The 19,099-nt window shown below is 62.7% G+C and carries 17 protein-coding genes and 4 pseudogenes; 10 read left to right on the forward strand and 11 right to left on the reverse strand.

Annotated features, from left to right (window positions below; translation table 11 throughout):
• Positions 1–32 precede the first annotated feature (32 nt).
• From J7654_RS02760 to J7654_RS02780, 5 genes are read left to right on the forward strand one after another with little or no spacing between them, the layout of a single operon-like run.
• Positions 33–695, forward strand: a complete 663-nt coding sequence (locus J7654_RS02760) for an amino acid ABC transporter permease (protein ID WP_209738009.1) — start codon at positions 33–35, stop codon at positions 693–695.
• Complete coding sequence (locus tag J7654_RS02765) at positions 695–1,414, forward strand: amino acid ABC transporter permease (RefSeq protein ID WP_209738011.1); 720 nt, start codon at positions 695–697, stop codon at positions 1,412–1,414. Before J7654_RS02760 ends, J7654_RS02765 begins: the two co-directional genes overlap by 1 nt.
• Complete coding sequence (locus J7654_RS02770) at positions 1,411–2,223, forward strand: amino acid ABC transporter ATP-binding protein (protein WP_209738014.1); 813 nt, start codon at positions 1,411–1,413, stop codon at positions 2,221–2,223. The genes J7654_RS02765 and J7654_RS02770 overlap by 4 nt, the downstream gene beginning before the upstream one ends.
• Complete coding sequence (locus J7654_RS02775) at positions 2,220–3,191, forward strand: arginase family protein (RefSeq protein ID WP_209738016.1); 972 nt, start codon at positions 2,220–2,222, stop codon at positions 3,189–3,191. The genes J7654_RS02770 and J7654_RS02775 overlap by 4 nt, the downstream gene beginning before the upstream one ends.
• Positions 3,188–3,805 carry a DUF1989 domain-containing protein gene (locus tag J7654_RS02780; RefSeq protein ID WP_209738018.1) on the forward strand — a complete coding sequence of 206 codons (618 nt, stop codon included), beginning with the start codon at positions 3,188–3,190 and terminating at the stop codon, positions 3,803–3,805. Before J7654_RS02775 ends, J7654_RS02780 begins: the two co-directional genes overlap by 4 nt.
• A 360-nt stretch (positions 3,806–4,165) precedes the next feature.
• On the opposite strand, the gene J7654_RS02785 is transcribed toward J7654_RS02780, so the two are convergent.
• Entirely contained in the window at positions 4,166–5,365 is a 1,200-nt protein-coding gene (locus J7654_RS02785) for a rhodanese-like domain-containing protein (protein WP_245195606.1), read from the reverse strand.
• Between the two features lie 93 nt (positions 5,366–5,458).
• Between J7654_RS02785 and J7654_RS02790 the strand changes: the two genes are divergently transcribed.
• On the forward strand, positions 5,459–6,271 hold the full coding sequence (locus tag J7654_RS02790) for an IS5 family transposase (RefSeq protein WP_209738022.1): 813 nt from the start codon (positions 5,459–5,461) through the stop codon (positions 6,269–6,271).
• A gap of 136 nt (positions 6,272–6,407) precedes the next feature.
• Here J7654_RS02790 and J7654_RS02795 read toward each other — a convergent pair whose 3' ends face one another.
• Both J7654_RS02795 and J7654_RS02800 read right to left on the reverse strand, forming a co-directional pair.
• A complete protein-coding gene (locus tag J7654_RS02795) occupies positions 6,408–7,667 on the reverse strand; it encodes an ImmA/IrrE family metallo-endopeptidase (protein WP_209738023.1) in 1,260 nt (419 codons plus the stop codon).
• Positions 7,651–7,923 (reverse strand): hypothetical protein, encoded by a 273-nt coding sequence (locus J7654_RS02800; protein WP_209738025.1) that lies wholly within the window; start codon positions 7,921–7,923, stop codon positions 7,651–7,653. Before J7654_RS02800 ends, J7654_RS02795 begins: the two co-directional genes overlap by 17 nt.
• A gap of 678 nt (positions 7,924–8,601) precedes the next feature.
• Between J7654_RS02800 and traG the strand changes: the two are divergent.
• From traG to J7654_RS18480, 4 genes and pseudogenes are all read left to right on the forward strand, one after another.
• Positions 8,602–9,945, forward strand: a pseudogene (gene traG / locus J7654_RS02805) (IncP-type conjugal transfer protein TraG); the annotation flags it as partial.
• Positions 9,942–10,046 (forward strand): annotated as a pseudogene (locus tag J7654_RS18275) (TrbC/VirB2 family protein); the annotation flags it as partial. The pseudogenes traG and J7654_RS18275, both read left to right, overlap by 4 nt.
• On the forward strand, positions 10,046–10,267 hold the full coding sequence (locus tag J7654_RS02810; RefSeq protein ID WP_209738028.1) for a VirB3 family type IV secretion system protein: 222 nt from the start codon (positions 10,046–10,048) through the stop codon (positions 10,265–10,267). The pseudogene J7654_RS18275 and the gene J7654_RS02810, both read left to right, overlap by 1 nt.
• Positions 10,268–10,462: 195 nt before the next feature.
• Positions 10,463–10,786, forward strand: a pseudogene (locus J7654_RS18480) (ATP-binding cassette domain-containing protein); the annotation flags it as partial.
• 58 nt (positions 10,787–10,844) lie between these two features.
• On the opposite strand, the pseudogene J7654_RS18485 reads toward J7654_RS18480, so the two are convergent.
• The 8 genes and pseudogenes from J7654_RS18485 to J7654_RS02850 form a co-directional block, all read right to left on the reverse strand.
• Positions 10,845–10,982, reverse strand: a pseudogene (locus J7654_RS18485) (OB-fold nucleic acid binding domain-containing protein); the annotation flags it as partial.
• A gap of 274 nt (positions 10,983–11,256) precedes the next feature.
• Positions 11,257–11,433: a hypothetical protein gene (locus tag J7654_RS02820; protein ID WP_209738030.1), complete on the reverse strand. Its 177-nt coding sequence runs from the start codon at positions 11,431–11,433 to the stop codon at positions 11,257–11,259.
• An 84-nt stretch (positions 11,434–11,517) separates the two neighbouring features.
• A complete protein-coding gene (locus J7654_RS02825; protein WP_209738032.1) occupies positions 11,518–12,453 on the reverse strand; it encodes an ATP-grasp domain-containing protein in 936 nt (311 codons plus the stop codon).
• Positions 12,454–12,572: 119 nt separating this feature from the next.
• Positions 12,573–12,773, reverse strand: a complete 201-nt coding sequence (locus tag J7654_RS02830; protein ID WP_209738033.1) for a hypothetical protein — start codon at positions 12,771–12,773, stop codon at positions 12,573–12,575.
• A gap of 169 nt (positions 12,774–12,942) precedes the next feature.
• Positions 12,943–14,658 carry an ATP-binding response regulator gene (locus J7654_RS02835; RefSeq protein ID WP_209738035.1) on the reverse strand — a complete coding sequence of 572 codons (1,716 nt, stop codon included), beginning with the start codon at positions 14,656–14,658 and terminating at the stop codon, positions 12,943–12,945.
• Complete coding sequence (locus tag J7654_RS02840) at positions 14,655–15,266, reverse strand: response regulator transcription factor (RefSeq protein WP_245195609.1); 612 nt, start codon at positions 15,264–15,266, stop codon at positions 14,655–14,657. The genes J7654_RS02835 and J7654_RS02840 overlap by 4 nt, the downstream gene beginning before the upstream one ends.
• A gap of 112 nt (positions 15,267–15,378) precedes the next feature.
• Positions 15,379–17,514: a peptidase domain-containing ABC transporter gene (locus J7654_RS02845; RefSeq protein ID WP_209738040.1), complete on the reverse strand. Its 2,136-nt coding sequence runs from the start codon at positions 17,512–17,514 to the stop codon at positions 15,379–15,381.
• Entirely contained in the window at positions 17,511–18,746 is a 1,236-nt protein-coding gene (locus tag J7654_RS02850) for an HlyD family secretion protein (RefSeq protein ID WP_209738042.1), read from the reverse strand. The genes J7654_RS02845 and J7654_RS02850 overlap by 4 nt, the downstream gene beginning before the upstream one ends.
• Positions 18,747–19,099 lie beyond the last annotated feature (353 nt).

The raw sequence follows: 19,099 nt of genomic DNA on the forward strand, positions 1-19,099 counted from the left end.
CGACCGTCCGAACCGTTCGGGCCGGAGCCATCATGAACGTCGATCTCGCCTACATCCTTTCGGCCATGCCGAGGGTCAGCGATGCCGCGCTCTTCAATCTGCGGATCGCATCGGCGGCCGCCTTGCTCGCCCTGGTCGGCGGCACGCTGCTGACGATCCTGCGGTCGCTGAAGATCCGCCCCGTCAACGGCGTGATCGCCGTCCTGTTGAGCTTCATCCGCGGCACGCCGATACTCATCCAGATTTTCCTGGTCTATTACGGTCTGCCAGCCGCCGTCGGCCTGCGACTGCCGCCAGAGATGGCCGGCATCCTCGCGATCGGGATCAACTCTTCCTTCTTCATCTCTGAGATCATGCGCGGGTCCCTGCGCGAGATCGAGGCGGGCCAGATCGAGGCGTCTACCGCACTCGGCCTCTCCCCGTTCGCCATCTGGAGCCGGGTTATCCTGCCTCAGCTTTTCCGGCGGATATCACCCATGCTCGTGAACGAAGGGACGATCATCGTGAAGGGCACGGCCCTTCTCGCCGTTATCACCGTGGTGGAGATGCTGCGTGTGGCCCAGCAGATCGGAGCCTCGACCTTCAGGCCCTTCGAACCCCTGATCGCGGCCGCGCTCATGTTCCTGGCGATCAATCTTGCGCTGGCCGCCGTGGGCCTGTTGCTGGAGCGGCGCGTTGCGAAGGAGACCCGCTGATGTCGCTGGACCCATTCGTCGTTCTCGACCACTGGGACCTCTTCGCGCGCGGCGCCTTGATGTCCCTGCGCATCTGTGCAACCGCCTTCGTCTTCGGCCTGCTGATCGGCGCGGTCGCGGCCGCATTCTCCTTTACCTCCTTTGCTCCCTTGCGCTGGCTGGTCTTCGTCTACATCATGCTGATGCGGGGCATTCCCTTCATTGTGATCCTCTTTCTCGTGCATTACGGCATGCCGGCCGCCGGCATCCGCAATTCCGCGCTCTTCAACGGAACGGTCGCCCTGTCGCTGTTCGCGGGCGCGTACTACACCGAGATCATCCGCGCCTGCGTGAAGGCGCTGCCCGCCGGTCAATGGGAATCGGCCCGAGCGATCGGGATGTCGCCCTTCGCGGCCGCGCGCCACGTCATACTGCCCCAAGTCCGGTCGCCGATGATCCCGCCAGTGGTGAACACGACGATGACGATGATCAAGGAGAGTTCGGTCATATCCTCGATCACCGTCGCGGAACTGACGTTCCAGGGCCTCGTCGTCCAAGGCAACACCTTCGCGCCGTTCGAGGTCTTCATTGCGGTGGCGCTCATCTACTGGTTCATCACCGCTGTCTTCGCAGCCGTGGCCGACGCCTTCGAACGGCGTCTTGGATCGGCACAACGGGCCGGCAGGATGAATCCGCTCGCCGCTCGCTACCTCATCCTCGACGGGAGGGATGCGCGATGACCCTTGCTCTGCGGGCGACTAACCTCAACCGTCGCTTCGGAGAGACGAAGGCTCTCGACGAGGTGTATTTCGAGATTCCGAAGGGACAGGTCGTCAGCCTGGTCGGGCCTTCCGGCTGCGGGAAGTCCACGCTTCTGCGCACCCTTCTGTGGCTCGACCCCCCGGACGAGGGTTTCGTCGAGGTCGGCGGACACTATCTTGGACGCGAGTTGAGAGGCGAGACCGTTCGGCGCCAGTCCCGCCGCGAGATCGACGCGATCCGGCCTATGATCGGGATGGTCTACCAGCAGCTCAACCTGTGGCCCCACATGACAGTCGCCGAGAACGTGAACCGGCCCCAGATCGTCGCGGGCGGCCGATCGCCGGCCGCGGCGCGCGAACGCACCTGCCGGCTTCTCGACCGTCTGCGGATCGCCGAACTCGGCGATCGCTATCCGGGCCAGATTTCCGGCGGCCAGAAGCAGCGCGTCGCCATCGCCCGTGCTCTCGCCATGGAGCCCGAGATCATGCTGTTCGACGAGCCGACCGCAGCCCTCGACCCCGAGCTGATCGGCGAGGTGCTCCAACTGCTGCGAGACTTCGCTGACACTGGCATGACCATGCTGGTCGTCACGCACGAACTCACGTTCGCCCGCGACGTCGCCGCGCGGATGATGTTCATGGACAAGGGACGGATCATCGCCGACGGGCCGCCTTCCAGGGTCGTCTCCTCGCGCGAGAACCCCCGCGTCGCGGACTTCTTCGATCGCGTCTCGCCCTTTCATCCGTCCTTCGCAGCGCGTCCCCCTATCTCAGGAGAAAGCACTTGAAGCCCATCGACAGACCGTATTGCGGCATACCGAGCTATCTGCGGAGCAGGATCTCGTCATCGCCTTCCGATTATGCCGGAGCCAGGATCGGCGTCCTTGGCGTTCCCTTCGACGAGGGATCTCCCTTCCTGCCGGGGTCGAGGATGGGACCACGGGCGATCCGCGAGCATTCCTTGCGCTTTCCGCTCGACGCGCCGCTTCACGACCCGGACACCGGGACGGATTACCTCGCGGAGGAGATTTCGCGCGGCCTGATCGTCGACGCGGGCGACGTGGACGTGCGGCCCGCCAACCCGGCCCGCACCTTCGAGATCGTAACCCAGCGCGTGCGCGAGATGCTCGAAGCAGGGTTGATGCCCGTCGTCCTCGGCGGCGATCACTCGATCACCTATCCTGTCTTCGAAGCGTTCGACCGCCCGATGCACGTCATCCAGTTCGATGCGCATCAGGACTACGCGGAGATCGACGAGGATCTCGACCGGACGAACAGCCACGCGTTCCGGCACATCGTCTCGATGCCGACCTGCCTGTCTCTGACACAGATCGGCATTCGCGGGCTGCGCACGAGCCGGCGCCACGTCGAGGAACTTCGCGGGAGCGGCCACCGAGTCGTGTGCATGAGCGAGACGCGGCGTTTGGGAGCCGACGGGATCGCTGCGCTCTTACCCGAAGGCTCGGACGTTTACGTTACGATCGACGTCGATGCCCTCGACATGTCGCTGGTTCCCGGCTGCGTTTCGGGCGAGCCGGACGGAATGACGTTCCCGCAACTGATGGGCGCTCTGCGGGCGATCGCCGAGCGTCACCGGGTAAGAGGCTTCGACTTCGTGGAAGTAAATCCGCCGCTGGACGTCGGAACAGGAGCCACCGCCTATCTCGGGGCACTGGTCGTCACCGGGTTTCTCGGCTTCATCTGCAACCAGCCCTACTGGGCCGAGGCACGCGACGCGCAAGGAGTGCCAGCATGAGCGAGCAGAAAACCCTCATCGTCCCGGCCGGACGTGGCCTCGCCATGCGTCTGGCTGAAGGGGAGACGGTCTCGGTTGTGAACGTCTCGGGCACTCAGGTCGTGGACACTTGGGCCTTCTGCGCCGAGAACCTCGATCACGTCATGTCCATGGAACACAGTCGTGTCGAGAACGGACGGCTTTCCGCCGGGGTCGGGGGGCATTACCTTACGGATCGGCGCGAACCCATCATCGAGGTCGTGGAGGATACCTCACCGGGCATCCACGACACGATCATGGCGGCCTGCGACGCACGCCGCTACGAACTCCTCGGATGCCGGGGCCATCACAGAAGCTGCGCCGACAACCTGCGCGAAGCCATGGAGGCGATCGGCCTTCCGCTCTCAGGAAAGGTTCCGCAGCCCCTCAACCTGTTCATGAACATCCCTGTCGGCGCGGACGGATCGCTCACGCAAGGAGCCCCTTTAGGCGAGCCGGGTGATCGCGTGACGCTCAAAGCGCTGCGAAACTGCGTGGTCGCATTCTCCGCTTGTCCACAAGACATAACGCCGATCAACGGCCATTCCCCGACAGACGTCGAGGTCGTGCTCGGCCGAATGCGCACTGCGTTGTAGCCGCATCTCTCCGGGCCCAGGCCCCCAGGCGCCCACCACCGATCAATGGCCTACACGTCGCCTATGAACGGATTGCACTCCTGCCGCCCAGTAGCGCCGATAGCAGAACTACAGCTCTAGCAGGAGACGGTGATTAAACGATCGTTCGTGCGACTATCTGCACCACAGTCGACCATCAAGAATCTTACAAATGATTGGAGCGAATGGAAGGAGAAAACATTAGTTAACTATTTGAATTAAAAGAAGGATAAACTGAATTTAAAGGGTGAAAATACCATGTTTTATCCTGAAAATTGCATTTTTATACGCCGTCCCTATGTCGAAAAAATGCATTATTCCCTTAACTGGAAAAACTAATTATCATCGTCGGACGTGGAATTTCGCCACCCCGTCGTTGGCGAGTTGGGCGACGAGTTGCAGTTCCCAGTCGATGTAGCCCTGCATGTTGGCCTTCGCATTGTCCGTGCCCTCGTACGGGCGCTTGTAGACATCGATTCGGTCCGACAGCCAGCGCGCCTCTGTTTCCAGCGGGAGTCCGGCCTGTGTCCAGGCGTCTGTCCCACCGTCAAGCAGCAGCGCCCCGCGCCCCCCGGTGATGGCGAGCGCGTCGGCGAGATTAGCCGTTGCCAGCCTGCCATCCGGTGAGGTGAGGACCACCGGCCCCTCGCCCGGCAGAGACCTCAGATCCCGTGAAAGTTCCGGGCCCGAGGCGAACCAGGCACCCGGCACATGGCCCCGGCGGTAGGCGGGGCTGCGCGCGAGGTCGACGATGGCCGCACCCTTCAGCGCCTCAAGCTCGCGCGGTGTGATCACCGCGTGCGGCGGCGCCGAAAGGTCGATCCGCTCCGCCGATGGTTCCCGAACATTGTCAGGTAGAACGGCGTCCTCGGCAAGGACGTGGGCACTCCACCCCATCTGCACGAGCCACGAGGCGGTCATGCGGGCGCGCACGCCGTCGTCGTCGTAGAGAACGACCCGCGCTCCCCGTACGCCGAGCCACTCGTCGCTCGCCTGCACGAGCTGACCTCCGGGAGCGGAAGCGAAGCCAGCCGGATGGCCGGCGGCGTGCTCGGACGGATCGCGCACGTCGAGCGTATAGAGCGTGCGCTCCTCGGCCTCGGCGCGGAACCGGGCGAGGTCCTGCGCGCCGATCACCGGCACACCGACGTGAGCCGCCCATCTAGCAGCGTTGGCGCGCGCTTTGGCACGGGCCTCCGCCGAAGGCTCGGGCACCCGCTCGGTGCGGCGCGTTTCCAGCTCGAGCCCTTCCAGCGTCCAGCCGATGGTGCCGTTGCGAAGAGCCACCACCCGGTTGGGAATACCGGCGTTCACGAGACTCTGGGTGCCGATGATCGAGCGCGTGCGGCCCGCGCAGTTCACGATCACCAGCGTGTCGGGCGAGGGCGCGAGATCATGGATCCGGTAGACGAGCTCACCCCCCGGCAGGCTGCGCCCGCGCGGGATGCTCATCGTGTTGAACTCCTCGAAGCGGCGCGCATCCACCACCACGACGTCGTCCTCGGTGTCCAGAATGCGCTTGGGCTCATGGGTTCTGATCAATGAGAATTGGTCTAAGAGTCCGTCCGAGAATGGGTTGAGTGATCGGAGCGCGGCTGATTCCAGAGGGTATCTGACACCTGATCTGGAAACGCCATGTGGACCCCGACCACCCGGCGGCAGCATAGCCGCGACCACCTGCGATATGAAACCGACCTGACCGATGCCGAGTGGGGGATCATCGAGCCCATGCTGCCGAAGGGATGTTTGCGAGGGCGACCGTCGGCCTGGCCGACGCGCGAGATCCTGAATGCGATCTTCTACGTCCTGCGGGGTGGCATTCCCTGGCGGCTCATCCCCAAGGACATGCCGCCCAAGAGCACGGTGTTCGACCATTTCAGCCGCTGGCGCGACGCTGGCGTATTCGCGACCATCAACCACCGCCTCGTCATGAGGGATCGTGAGCGGGTGGCGCGCGATGCCTCGCCCAGCGCCGCCGTCATCGACAGCCAAAGCGTCAAGACAACCGAGGCCGGCGGGCCGAGAGGGTATGACGCCGGCAAGAAGGTGAAGGGTCGAAAGCGCCAGGCCATGGTCGATACGGATGGACGCGCCCTCGTTCTCGATCCTCAGCCCGCCAGTGTCCAGGACCGCGACGGTGCCGTCCCTGTCCTGCGCCTGTCGCGGCGTTCCTTCCCGTTCGTGACGAAGGCCTTCGCCGACGCAGGCTTTGCGGGAGAGCGGCCTCGCACCGCAACGCTGATCGACATTGAGATCGTCAGGAAACCGCCAGAGCAGATCGGATTCGCAATCCATCCGAGGCGCTGGGCCGTGGAACGCTTCTTCGCATGGATCAGCCGCAACCGGCGCCTCTGGAAGAATACCGAGGCCACGCTCGCATCCGCCACAGCCTTCCTCTACGCCGCATCCGTCATGATCCTCCTACGTCGCATCGCTCGGGCATCATGAATTCCCGGACGGACTCTGACATACTGTCGAACCCTGCTGTATTCCGCTAAAAGGCAGGCGCATTCTGCGGCCGCAAGTGACAGTGCCTCTACTGGTTATCCTGCTCGTACGAGACAGCTCCACCAGTAGTCAGGCACTAGTCACACGCTTTCTGAATCCGATCTTCATTCTCAATCTGATGTTCAATGACGTTCGGAGAGACGCCAAACTCGTTTGCGATCGAATATTCGTCATACTCGTCTTCCAGCATCGACCGCACTTCGTCTATCGGAGCCAGGAATTCTGCCGCAAACGCTCGCCCGGCTGCTTGCCGGTAGGCATTTCGAAGCCTATTGATTGGGGACGCCTCTGGGTCGGGAAAACAGGCGGCATCACCTATCGCCCGCGCCAGCGTAAATAGATGGGATGTTTTCGCACCCTCATAGTTGCCATGGTTGCGAACATGAATATGGATGCCGTTTGGGCCCTCGCGGCGCAGAGCGTTTATCCCATTCACCTTGGGCGCGAGATTATAGCTCGTTGGTGCGCCGAGACGTGACGCCAGATCTCGGAATGAAGCAAGCCGGCTATGCTGCTTTAAGTCTAAAGCTTTCCGCATAGCCCGAGCGCGTCTATACCCGGCGGCCCATGCCTGCTCCCCAGGACGAGCCGGAACTTCTTTTGCGATCTTCTCCACGATCGGACGGAGGTTGGCTAGGCGGTGATTAGATCCTTTGGGCCCTATCATTCGACTCGCCCACTCGATCAGTCGGTGTTGATCGACCTCTTTGGCCCCGGAAACGAACTCCGTCAGCGGTTCCGCTGTGAACAGATCCTCTGCCTTTTCAATGAAATCTGCCATATCGTCAGCAATCTGATAGGGGTCCAACCCTAAGCTGCCAGCGGCTTCGCAAAAGGCGCTTTCTTGTGAATGACGAGAAGCCTTGACTCGCTTCCAACGCAGAGCGGCGCCTGTTTCACGGACTCCTTGGCTATCCAGACGTGTCAGAACCTCTTCAACGAAAGTGGAAAGCCAAACCTCCCCGTCTTTGCGGGAAAGAACCTCGCTGGCCCCTCCCCAAAATCGCAAATCGGGATTGGTGTATACGCATTGATGGGAAGAAACTTCAAAAACTGCACCATCGAATTGAATTCGTACATCTGGCAAAAGATAGCCCATACGATAGTTCTTGAGAAAGAATTCTCGATCCCGCGCCCCAAAGATTGACCACCATCGATGTACTAAACCTTCGACGAGGCCATAAAGCGCGATCGTAACGTGATCGCCCAACTTGTCGTCGAGTAGATACTTCGTGACATTCTGATTGTTGAGAAACAGGCGCAAGTCAGCGACCGTCGCCCGCTCCTCTGGCGACGCGTTGATCGCACCTTCTTGCCATTCAATCGAATGCTGCACGCTTTTCCGCCTCGCTGATAGGCCAGCCCTTGTATGTACCTGCTATCTGGTTGATCGCAAATCCAAACCAGAATTGTCCATTATCATCCCTATACCAGATATGTTTGGGATAAGTTTTGTCACCTTCCAAAAAACGCAACTGACCCAACGCGAGCGCAACTCGCACCCATCTGCTGGCTTCCTCGCGTTCCTGTTCGGTGACCTTCGGGCAAATTGTTGTATGCTCCTTCTTCGGTCTCCGAGCCTTGCCGTCCACGCCTACCCAAGCCTCTGGGAGACCGCCCCACCAGCGCACGGTCTTATGCTCTGCACTGCCTACGTAAGTCGCGCTCTCTACCTCGGCCGGGGTCAAAGGTGCCCGTGTCTCGATTTGCTTTGGTCGAGGCATGTTACATAAACGATATGACCCTGTCGAACCGACAGGAGCGTCTGAGGGTTGACCTATAGCGGTTCATTTAGAATGCCGCCATGCATGCATGGCAAGCGCCAAAAAGCTCAGCTTGTCAAAGGACATCGGCACGCCAAACGCGCCTGCCGGCATTCCAACAGATGCCGATAAAACGTATACGGGTGGATGATCGTTCGTGCGATACCGTCCGCCGATACCGTCGCAGGACTGAGTCCTGACGTCGAATCCTCATATCCGCTGCTTCTCCCGCCGCTGAAACCAGACAAGACGTCCTCACTTGTTTGCATGTGGCGACGAATTGTCTGGCATCGACGATGCGTCGCGCCGGCCTTGCGTCACAACGCCGCAATACTCAACTGCCATAGTCTATATACAGCAATATTAGATGACACCTCTTTGTATTAAGATAATTTTCGCCGTTTATGACAGAGGAAAATGTATTTGACTTAACGCCTTCAAGCAACAAGCCTCGTGTCCGATCGGCCCCTTGCGCGGGCCGGATTGTGTGGCTGTTGCGGGGCGTGAATGACGCCGACGAAGGTGCTTATCGGACAAATGCTGGTCGTGTTCGGCATCGCGCTTGCCGGCACATGGGCCGCGACGCAATGGGTCGCCTTCCAACTCGGCTTTCAGACCCGCCTAGGAGAGCCCTGGTTTCTCGTTGACGGCCTTCCCTTCTACTATCCCTGGCGGCTGTTCGAGTGGTGGTATGTCTATGAGGCTTACGCGCCCGACGTTTTCCGCACAGGCGGCGCGATCGCCGGCGGCAGCGGCGTCGCCGCCGCATTGTCGGCGATCGTCGGGTCGGTCTGGCGCGCACGGCAGGCGAAGCATGTCACCACCTACGGTTCCCGCCCGCTGGGCCGACCGTAAGGACATCACTGAGGCCGGCCTGAGCAAGCCGTCAGGCGTCTTCCTCGGCCTTATGGCCGGCGCCTATCTGCGCCATGACGGTCCCGAGCACATCATGGCTTTCGCCCCGACGCGCTCCGGCAAGGGCGTGGGCCTGGTCGTGCCCACACTCCTGTCGTGGCCGCACTCGGCCGCGATCCATGACATCAAGGGCGAAAACTGGACGCTGACCGCCGGATGGCGCGCGCAGTTCTCCCATTGCCTCCTGTTCAACCCGACCGATCCCAAGAGCGCGGCCTACAATCCGCTGCTGGAGGTCCTCCGCGGCGTCCATGAGGTGCGCGACGTCCAGAACATCGCGGACATCCTCGTCGATCCCGAAGGCGCGCTGGAGCGCAGGTCTCACTGGGAAAAGACCAGCCATTCGCTGCTGGTCGGCGCGATCCTGCATGTCCTCTACGCCGAACAGGACAAGACGCTGCGCGGCATCGCCAACTTCCTTTCCGATCCAGCTCACCCTTTCGAGAAGGCGCTTTGGTCGATGATGACCACGGCGCATCTCGGCGAGGCCGGTCCGCATCCCGTCGTCGCCGGCGCCGCGCGCGAGGTGCTGAACAAGTCCGAGAACGAGCGCAGCGGCGTGCTCTCCACCGCCATGTCGTTCCTCGGCCTCTATCGCGATCCGACCGTGGCCGAGGTCACGTCGCGCTGCGACTGGCGCATCGCCGACCTGATCGCCGCCGGGCATCCGTCTCGCTCTATCTGGTCGTGCCGCCGTCCGACATCTCGCGCACCAAGCCGCTGATCCGCCTGATCCTCAACCAGATCGGCCGCCGCCTCACCGAAAGCCTCGACGGGTCAGACGGCATCGAGCGCAAGCACAAGCTGCTCCTCATGCGCGACGAGTTCCCGGCGTTGGGAAGGCTCGATTTCTTCGAGAGCGCCCTGGCGTTCATGGCCGGCTATGGCCTCCGCTCCTTCCTGATCGCGCAGTCGCTCAATCAGATCGAGAAGGCTTCCGCAAGCTGATCCAGATCGTGTTCGGCCTGTCCATCGCCTTCGCGGCCAGCTCCTTCTTCCTCAGCTTCTTCTCGTTCGGCGGCGGGGTGCTGGTCTGATGGCCGCTGTTGTCGATGGCTTCGAGGTGCCTTTGCACCGCTCGCTGACCGAGCCCGTGCTGATGGGTGGTGCGCCGCGATCGGTCGCGATCCTCAACGGCACGCTCGCGGCCGCCATCGGCATCGGCCTGCAATTGTGGATCGGCGGCGCCCTGCTCTGGATGGCGGGCCATCCGGGCGGACGCAAGCGGGTGTTCAAGGCAAGGCGAAAAGCGTTCTAAAGACCTTTCACCTATGGCGTTGTTGCATCACAGTGCGGGCCTCTCGCTGATAACAACAGGAGGTGCGCGCTGACCATCGGCGACATCGTGCTGTTCAATATTTTGCTGCTCCAGCTCAACATGCCTTTCGAGATGATCGCCCGGTCCATCGATGATGTTGCCCGCTCACGTCCCGCGCTTGTCACCCTGGCGACTATGTGGGCCGCGTCGGAGGAGCGGCAGGTGTCGCAGGCGGCGTTCATCGTGCCTGGCAGCGGCCGGATCGCCTTCGAGGACGTCGGCTACACCTATGGCAACGGCCGGGGCGTCGAGGGCATCTCGTTTCAAGCCGAGCGCGGCCGCATCACCTTCCTGACCGGCGAGACCGGGGCGGACAAGTCGACGGTGTTCAGGCTTGCGCTCAAATCCATCGAGCCCGACAGCGGCCGCATCCTGATCGACGGCGTCGATCTCGCCGGCATCGACCGGACCGACTGGTATGCGATTGCTGCGGTCGTTCCGCAGGACGTCGTACTGATCAACGAGAGCCTGGCCGACACATCCTGCTCGGCCGTGAGCGCGACGACACCCGCCTGCGCCGCGCGGCGCAGATGCACAGCGGCCGGATCTCGACACCATGTCCCAGCGCATCGCGCACGATCTGGGCCGGGGCATAGAAGCCCATCGGCTGGCTGTTGAGCAGGGACGCGCAGAACACATCCGGATGCCAGCATTTGGCCGAAAGGAACATGCGTTCGCCGCTGCTCAGTACCCCGAGAGCATCGGAGAGCGACAACATGTCGGGCCTCAGGCTCCCAGGGCGAGACGAAGGAAGCACGCTATCCCCTGCAAACGTAACGAGCCCACCGGCCGGCGGGCTCGATGGGCTCTGTCGGCTCCGTCGGCAGGATGTCGGAAAGGTTCAGTCTCCTGCATGGGGCCCCAGATCTCCGATCTGCCTGACACCATGCGATGCCAACGCAAGACTGCGGGCGCCTGCCGGAATTGATTTAGAGCTGACGCAGATAGCCGGTGGCGGAATTCCCAAACCAGGTCCCCCACTCGTTCCGCGTCAGGAACCAGTTTCCGATGCTGATATCAAAGGCGCCGGAAACGGCGTCGATTTGCTCGGCCTTCAGCTCCTGCATATCGAAGGAAGCAGAATCCTTTTCGCCCAGAGCGGTCATCAATCTTCTCCTGTCTCAACAGCCCGACATCGGGCTTCAGGGAAATGACTGCCACCCCGAAGATGGTCAATTAAGACACATGTGCTACAAAGGCGATGCGGGCCGCCGACCATGCGACGGACGGCTCTTCGACGGTCCTTCGATGCGGGACCCCTTCCCCGAAGCGTCGTCCATAAGGCAATCGAGGATGGCGTCGCAAAGCCGTCCCCCGGCCGCCCTGTCGAAGGCTGCGAACATCGGCTGCGAGTTCACCTCCAGGAATGTCGGCTCGTTCTGGTCGTCGAGCATGAAATCGGCAGCAGCGAAGTCGAGGTCCAGTCGGTCGCACAGGGCCGTCAGGCCCTCGGCGATCCCGGCGGGAACGGGGACGGCTGCGATCGTCACGTCGCGCGTCTGCCGGTAATCCAGCTCGGGCGACTGAAGCGAGAAAGCCATGAGCTGCGGACCGATGCGATAGACGCGGAATTCGGGACGGCCGAGGCGCGGCTGGATGAAGCGGGGGCCGAGGGCTGAGGCTCGTTCCGTTTTCAGAAAGTCCTCAAGCAGACCTGTATATTCGCCTCCGGCAACCGGTTTCTGGATCAGGCGGGCCGTATCCGCCCCGAACGGCGCGAAATCGTTCGTCGCGATCGTTCGGGGAATGCGCAGGCCTGCTTCGTGCGCCGCGATCAGATTGTGGATCTTGTTATTCTCTCGCAGGGTGGTGCGGCGATTGAACATTCTTGCGTCGAGCCGGCTCTCGGCCCAGCCGCGAATGGCATGATACCAGTTGAACGCCTGCGCATGCGCTGCCGCCGTGTCTTCCGTCGGATACAGGAACACGTCTTGTCGGATGAAGAAGGCCGACGGGAACAGGAACTTGCCGTCCAGTTCGAAAGTGTGTTCCTGGATGTCAATCCTGAGCCGTGGCGGCTTTTCGGGTCCGACAAGCAGTCCATGGAACGGAATGCCACGCACCTTCAGGCGATCCACGAGTGCGGTGAGGTTCGTGTCGTACTGGCCGCCGGCGATCAGGATCATGATATCAACGTTCTTTGTGTCGGCCCTCGCAGGCTGCATGGCGACAGAAACGGATCGCGGTCAGCCCGGCACTCGCCGAACTGGCCGCGATCCAGACGCCCGGATTGAGAGCAAGCCTGTCAGTTATGGATCTTGAGATCGAGCACCGGAGAGGGGATGAACCGGCCATCCTCCTCTCCCACCGCCAAGGTCGTTGCCCGCCAGCCGCCGTCTTCCTCGCCGACCGCCAGGGTCGTGATCGGAGCGATACGGCCCCCGCCGACCGCCTCACACTCCGCATCGGTCAGTGCGCGGGTCTCGTGATTGGCTTTCATCGTCATCTTGTCCTCCAAGAATTCGTGTCCCGCGGGGCACGTTCAGGCCACTGTGAGAAAAGGCCTCTTGGCCTCCGCGCCAGTAAATGGCGGCCGCGCCGGCGAACATCAATTCGCGCAGATGTACTATACGCGACAGGTAAGGATGGGCCGAACGCAGTCCCGAGCGTGGCTTTCAACCTTGGGAGTCCTCGCGTGCGCCCTTCGTGCGCTGGCGGCGCAGCCCGGTCAGCGCTGCCCGCAGCTCGATCGGGTGCAATGGCTTCTGAAGAAGGGGAATGTCGCGCCCCCCGAGCGCCTCCCGCACGCGTCCCTCGTCGTGCCCGGTCATTAGAAGCGCGGGGACAGCTCGTCCTGTCTGCGAACGCACGCGGTCGATGACGTCGATGCCAGAAATTGGCCCGTCGAGATCGAAGTCGCTGACGATGACATCGGGCCGCTCGGTGGCGAAGTCCGGCGAGGGCTCGGCCTGCACGATGCAGCCCCAGCCCTGGAGGAGCAGCGAGGTCGCGCGCAGCACCTGAACGTTGTCTTCCACAAGGAGAACCTTGAGGCCGGCGAGGGGCTCGTAGTCCAGCGGCCGCTCCAGCCGCGCATCTCGTCCGGGCCGAGGGCTGCGCACGCGCGACAGGCCCTCGATCGCGAAGACCGTACCCTTCCCGGGTCGCGATGAAACCCGTACGGTGCAGTCCAGAAGGTGGGCGAGGCGCCGGACGATCGAAAGCCCGAGGCCGATGCCTTCCAAGTCCCGGCCGGGCTGCGGTATGCGATAGAACTCGGTGAAGATGTTCTCGATCTCCGCATCGGGAATGCCAGGGCCCCGGTCAACGACCCAGATGGAGAGCGTCCCGCGCTGGCGGCGGCAGCCGACCAGCACGTCGCGGCCCGGCGCGTACTTCAGAGCGTTGGAGACAAGGTTCTGGACAATGGTCTCCAGAAGCGCGCGGTCGCTGCGTACGGACGCACGGGTGCCCACCAGGCGCACGCGCCGCTGGATGGAACGGTTGCGGTCAACGACCTCGGTAAGAAGCCTTCCGACCGCCACGGGCTCTGGCTGTATGGCGATCCTCCCGCTGTCCAGCATTGAGATGTCCAGCAGGCTGCGGAACAGGCGCGACACGCTGGCGAGTGAGCGGTCGATACTGTCCACCATCTGCTTCTGGTTGTCACTCAGGCTTTCTTCACGAAGGCACGCCGTGAACAGGCTGATAGCATGAATGGGCTGACGCAGGTCGTGACTGGCCTGCGCCAGGAAGCGAGACTTGGCGAGATCGGCCGCCAGGGCCGCATCCCTTGAACGCCGGGTCTCGCGCAGGAGAATATTGGCATAGACCGGTACGATCAGCGCCGTCAGCGACAACATGCCGACGAGGAACGGGTGCTGTTGCCAGAACGGCGACAGAAGTCCGATCAGCAGGACGCTGGCCTGCGAGGCGGCGGTGCTGGCAAGCAGATATCTCGGCCCGAAACGCATGCCGTAGCCGACAGTCACCCAGATGAGCACCGCATAAATCGGAGAAGAGAATTCGTCCCCTAATCCGATAGTCGCTGAAATGAGGCCATAGTCAGCAAGCATGCAGAAAAGGCGGCGCCCGGTCGACGCGTTCGGCAGAAGCAGAAAGGAAGCCCGGATGGCGAAAGAAAGGCCGAATGCGCCGGAGAACATCCAAGCATAAACTGTACTGATTTCAGCCGATACGAAGCCAAGTCTCTCGCCCAGCATCAGATATAGATTCGCCAACGCGACAATAACGATGCGGATGTTGGCCTGCTCGAGTTCGTGGCGGGCTGCCGGCAGGTCGGACGCCGCCGTCCGGAAGCTGCCGACGAAACCCAGCTTGCTCCCGCCGCTGGCCTCCGCATCTACCGCCGTCTGCGCCTCCGGCCTCAAAGCCCCAACTCGGCTGCGCGGAATGCGGCCGCGCTCCGGGACGAGACGTTCAGGGCCCGCAGAAGCGCCGAGACATGAATGCGCACCGTGAAGGGGGAGAGTTGCAGGTCGTATGCGATCTCCTTATTGGTCTTGCCTTGAGCGAGACGGGCGAGAACTTCACGCTGGCGCGGGGTGAGAGCGCCAAGATGCGACGGGCAGTCCTCGTCGAGTTCGCCGTCCTCAGGGGGCTCGGTGAGCACGACCAGGTCGCCATCGAGCACCGCCTCCACCGCTTCCGCGATCGCCTTGGGCGGCACGCTCTTGCAGACGAAACCGTTGGCACCGCTCTCCAACAGCCGCCGGATCTCCTGTCGGTCCTCGATCATGGAGACGATCACGATCGCCGTGGTTGGGAACTCGCGACGCAGGCACGGAAGGCTCTTCTCGATGCAGAAGCCCGGAAAGCGGACGTCGAGAAGCATTGCCGTCGGCGGTATGCCTTCTCTTGCAAGCGCCAGGACCTCTTCGAAGCAGCCGGCCTCGGCGATCTCGGCCGTGGGATGGTTGCGCAGCATGAGCCGTTTCAGCCCATCGCGGAACAGCGGATGGTCGTCCGCCACGATCATGCGTCGAGGCTGCCGATCCATTTCCTTGGTACTCCATGGCATGCGTATTCACCGCCTCCCGTCGGTCCTCGTCTCCAAGATAGCAATCGTGTCCCGTGCGCTGAAGAGAAGATCAACCTCCCACCGGCGTCAGACCGGTCGGCGAGGACGACACGGGGACGACCCGACCCTCCTGCACGCGGAAGACGCGCGAGGCGTTGCGGATCAAAGCCGGACGATGCGCGATGACGATCCGCGTGATCGGCAGTGAAGCGATCAGGCGGGCGATCTCCTCTTCCGTCTGCTCGTCCAGATTGGCCGTTCCCTCGTCCAACAGGAGCAGTCGCGGCTGGCGATAGAGCGCACGCGCAAGGAGAAGGCGCTGGCGCTGACCGCCCGACAGGGCGGCCCCCATGTCCCCGATCAGGGACAGGTACTGCATGGGCATGCGCACGATGTCGTCGTGAATGCGAGCAGCGCTCGCAGCGACCGCAACCCTTTCCATGTCAAGGTCGGGGTCGAAGAAGGCGATGTTGTCGGCGATCGAGCCCGAAAGGAGTCGGTCGTCCTGGGCAACGACGCCGACCTGGGTGCGCCAAGCCTGCCAGAGCTCCGGCGTCGCCCTCCGTCCGTCGAGCAGCACCTCGCCCGTCTCCGGCTCGTGAAGCCCGAGCATCAGCTTGAAAAGCGTGCTCTTGCCGCCGCCGGACGTTCCCGTGATCGCGACATAGTCTCCCGGCTCGATGGCAAGGCTCACCTGATCGAGTACGAGGGGATCGGAAGCGCCATAGCGGAACGCAACGTCGCGAAGCTCGATACTGCCGCCGGCTTCGTGTGCCGCCCCGGAAGAAGCCGCAGGAAGGGCGCCCGCCGCCATAGCGATGTCGGCGATGCGATTGAGGTGTACTTTCAAAAGCCGGAACTGGATCACCTCCGTCACCAGCGAAAGGGTGCGGTCGCTGAAAGTCTGCCGGAAGGAGAGGAACGCCATCAGCATTCCGATCGACAGCCCGTCAGCGCCGATGATGGAACGTGCGCCGAGATAGATGACGATCACCGTCTGCAAACCAATGATGACGTTCTGAAGAAATCGTAGCGTGATCTCGTACTTGCCGAGCGAGACCGAGGCGTTGATCACCGAGGCGTATCGATTGCGCCAGCTTGCCTCCCGTTCGGATTCTCCGCCCATGATCTTGATCGTTGTCGCGGCGCGCACCGTCTCCATAAGCTGCGTCTGCTCGCGCGCCGAGGCAATGAGTTGCTCCTGCGTACGAGCGCGCATCACCGGGTAGAACGCCAGGGAAATGCCGAGCACCAGTGCCAGCGACAGGCAGACAACGAACGCCAGAAGGGGCGAGTAGAGAAAAAGGATGAAAGCGGCGAGGATGGCCATCAGGCCGTCGATCAGGGCCACTGCCATGCCGCGCGTCACCGCGTCCTGAATGGCGTTGGTAGATTCGATCCGTGAGATGATATCGCCGACATGGCGCTTCTCGAAGAAGGACGACGGCAGGCGCATGAGATGGCGTACGAGGTTGCCGACGATCTGGAACAGCATCATCGAGCCAAGAATCCGCACGACCCAGGCCCGGACGGCTTCGAGCCCGGCATGAATGAAGGTCAAAGCGCCGAAGCCGAGCGCGAGAACCGTCAGCAGATCGGCATCGGCCCGAGCGATCGCCTCGTCGACCACGAGCTGGATTTGGAACGGTAGCGCGAAGGCGGCGACCTGAAAGGCCAGCGATAGGCCGAGAATCTGGAAAATCGCGGGCCAGATGCCTGTCAGGCGGGACCAGAGATCGCTGAGCCGCAGCGTCTCCTTCGCCTCGATCTTTTCGAAACCAGCGGCTGGTGCGAGTTCGAGCGCGACGCCGGTGAAATGCCGCGACAACTCGTCGATCGGCATCCGGCGCTCACCAAGCGCGGGGTCGTGAATGACAGCAGCGCGGGCGGATACGGACTTCAACACGACGAAGTGGTTGAAGTCCCAGTGAAGGATCGCCGGAAGGGCGAGCTTGGACAGGGCTTCGAGGCCGACGCGCAGAGCGCGTGGAGCGAGGGAAAGTTGCGTCGCCATCTGCATGAGGCTGCGAAGGCTCGCCCCACTCATGGAAACCGGGAAACGCTGCCGCAGTCCGTTCAGGTCGACCTCATGACCGTGAAAGCTGCCGACCATGGCCAGGCATGCCAGGCCGCACTCGGCGCCCTCACTGGCGAGGACGACGGGGAGCCGTCTCGTCCGGGAAAAGTTCAGTTCCCGTATGCTCATCCCATCCGTCCGACGGCGTAGAGCGGGTCGAGCAGCCATTCCAGGAGCGTGCGGCGGTCGATGACGACGTCGGCCGAGAGCAGCATGCCTGGTTGGATCGGAATTTCCTGTCCATAGGCGTTCACGCTGTCACGCTCCAGGCGGACCTTCACCCGGAACACAGGCTCACGCAGTTCGAGGCCGGGAACAGAGATGTCTCCAGGGCCAAGCACGGTGCGGGACACCTGCTGAACTGTACCTCGCCCCGTTCCGAACTTCTGGTAGGGGAAGGCCTGATACATCAGGCGAACCTCTTGTCCGGACTGAATGAACCCCGCGGCTCTGGAAGGAATGAAGAGTTCGGCCTCCAGGCTGCTACCGGCCGGAGTGATCGCGGCGATCATCGCGCCCGCGGCCACGTCCTGCCCGAGCGAGACCGGTACGGCGACGACGCGGCCCGCAACAGTCGCCCCGACGACATGGCTGTGGCGCACGGCCGCCTCCGTCTGCCGCTGTGCGAGCGCGGCTTGCGAGATCCGCGCCTGGGCTGTCGCCGCTTCGATTTCCAGCGGCAGCGAGCGGGCCCTCGCGTCAAGTTCACCGATCTGTCGTTCGTAGCTCAGGATGGCGGCACGCGCCTGGGACACCTCCTGCCGCGCGACGAGCTCGGCCATGCGTGCCTCTTCGAGATTCCTCTGCGTGAAGACGCCGCGCTCGGCGAGTTGCTCGGCACGCCCCACGTTGCCGCTGAGAAGCTCGGCGCGCTCAACCAGGGTCGAAAGGCCCGAGCGGCTCTCCGCGAGTTCCAAGGAAAGGGCCTCCCGCTGTGCCGTCACCTGCTCCTGCTCGGCGAGGAGCTGCTCGCGCGCGGCCGTCGCCTGCGCCTCGGCAGCTTCCGCCTCGGCGCGCAGCTGATCGGCGATTAGAACACCGGCATTGCCTCCACTGAAATCGGACGAGACCCTGACAAGTGCTAGCGGCTGCCCGGCCTGAACCTCGTCGCCCTCCGCGACGTCGATTCGTTCGACGATCCCAGCTTGCCGTGCGCCGACCCGTATCAACCCTCCTTCTGGCACCACCCATCCGGTCACGCTCTCCATCCGGGCATAGGTGGCGGTGGAGACGAAGGCGAGACCGGCGACCACGACGATCATGCCGGCGATGCCAAGAACCCGGGACTGCACAGGCTGGGCGAGAACGACCTCTCCCTCCAGACGCCGGGTCTGGCTGACGACGGCTTCGTTGCGGAACAAGGGAGAGGGCGCGGATTCGGGCGGTTTGGACTTCGTCCGCTTATCCGTGGGTGCCCGTGCTACTTCCACCATTAACGCCGATCGACATTTTCTTCATCCACTGGCCGGATCGAAGGATGCGAAACTGCCTCCGGCCAACATTCTGAAAACATAAGGGCGCAATCCATGTCGCGGATATCGGCGTCCGTCAAATAGTACAGATGACCTATACTGAATCGAACTGGCCATCATGTCCCGCCCGATCTTGACCGGATCGCGCGTCCTTTTGTTTTCCGTCCGTTCTCGCCTCCAATTGGTGCGGGGCATTATGAGAGAGCTTTCTGACGGCATGCAGCGGTCGCAGACCTGCGAAG

Source organism: Aureimonas populi (assembly GCF_017815515.1).
GTDB classification, from domain to species: Bacteria; Pseudomonadota; Alphaproteobacteria; order Rhizobiales; family Rhizobiaceae; genus Aureimonas; species Aureimonas populi.

Excerpts from the sequence above, each read along its gene's own strand:
- J7654_RS02760 (WP_209738009.1), top strand. The coding sequence starts at position 33 with ATGAACGTCGATCTCGCCTACATCCTTTCGGCCATGCCGAGGGTCAGC.
- J7654_RS02765 (WP_209738011.1), top strand. The coding sequence starts at position 695 with ATGTCGCTGGACCCATTCGTCGTTCTCGACCACTGGGACCTCTTCGCG.
- J7654_RS02770 (WP_209738014.1), top strand. The coding sequence starts at position 1,411 with ATGACCCTTGCTCTGCGGGCGACTAACCTCAACCGTCGCTTCGGAGAG.
- J7654_RS02780 (WP_209738018.1), top strand. The coding sequence starts at position 3,188 with ATGAGCGAGCAGAAAACCCTCATCGTCCCGGCCGGACGTGGCCTCGCC.
- J7654_RS02790 (WP_209738022.1), top strand. The coding sequence starts at position 5,459 with ATGTGGACCCCGACCACCCGGCGGCAGCATAGCCGCGACCACCTGCGA.
- J7654_RS02810 (WP_209738028.1), top strand. The coding sequence starts at position 10,046 with ATGGCCGCTGTTGTCGATGGCTTCGAGGTGCCTTTGCACCGCTCGCTG.
- J7654_RS02820 (WP_209738030.1), bottom strand. The coding sequence starts at position 11,433 with ATGACCGCTCTGGGCGAAAAGGATTCTGCTTCCTTCGATATGCAGGAG.
- J7654_RS02825 (WP_209738032.1), bottom strand. The coding sequence starts at position 12,453 with ATGATCCTGATCGCCGGCGGCCAGTACGACACGAACCTCACCGCACTC.
- J7654_RS02830 (WP_209738033.1), bottom strand. The coding sequence starts at position 12,773 with ATGACGATGAAAGCCAATCACGAGACCCGCGCACTGACCGATGCGGAG.
- J7654_RS02840 (WP_245195609.1), bottom strand. The coding sequence starts at position 15,266 with ATGATCGTGGCGGACGACCATCCGCTGTTCCGCGATGGGCTGAAACGG.
- J7654_RS02845 (WP_209738040.1), bottom strand. The coding sequence starts at position 17,514 with ATGAGCATACGGGAACTGAACTTTTCCCGGACGAGACGGCTCCCCGTC.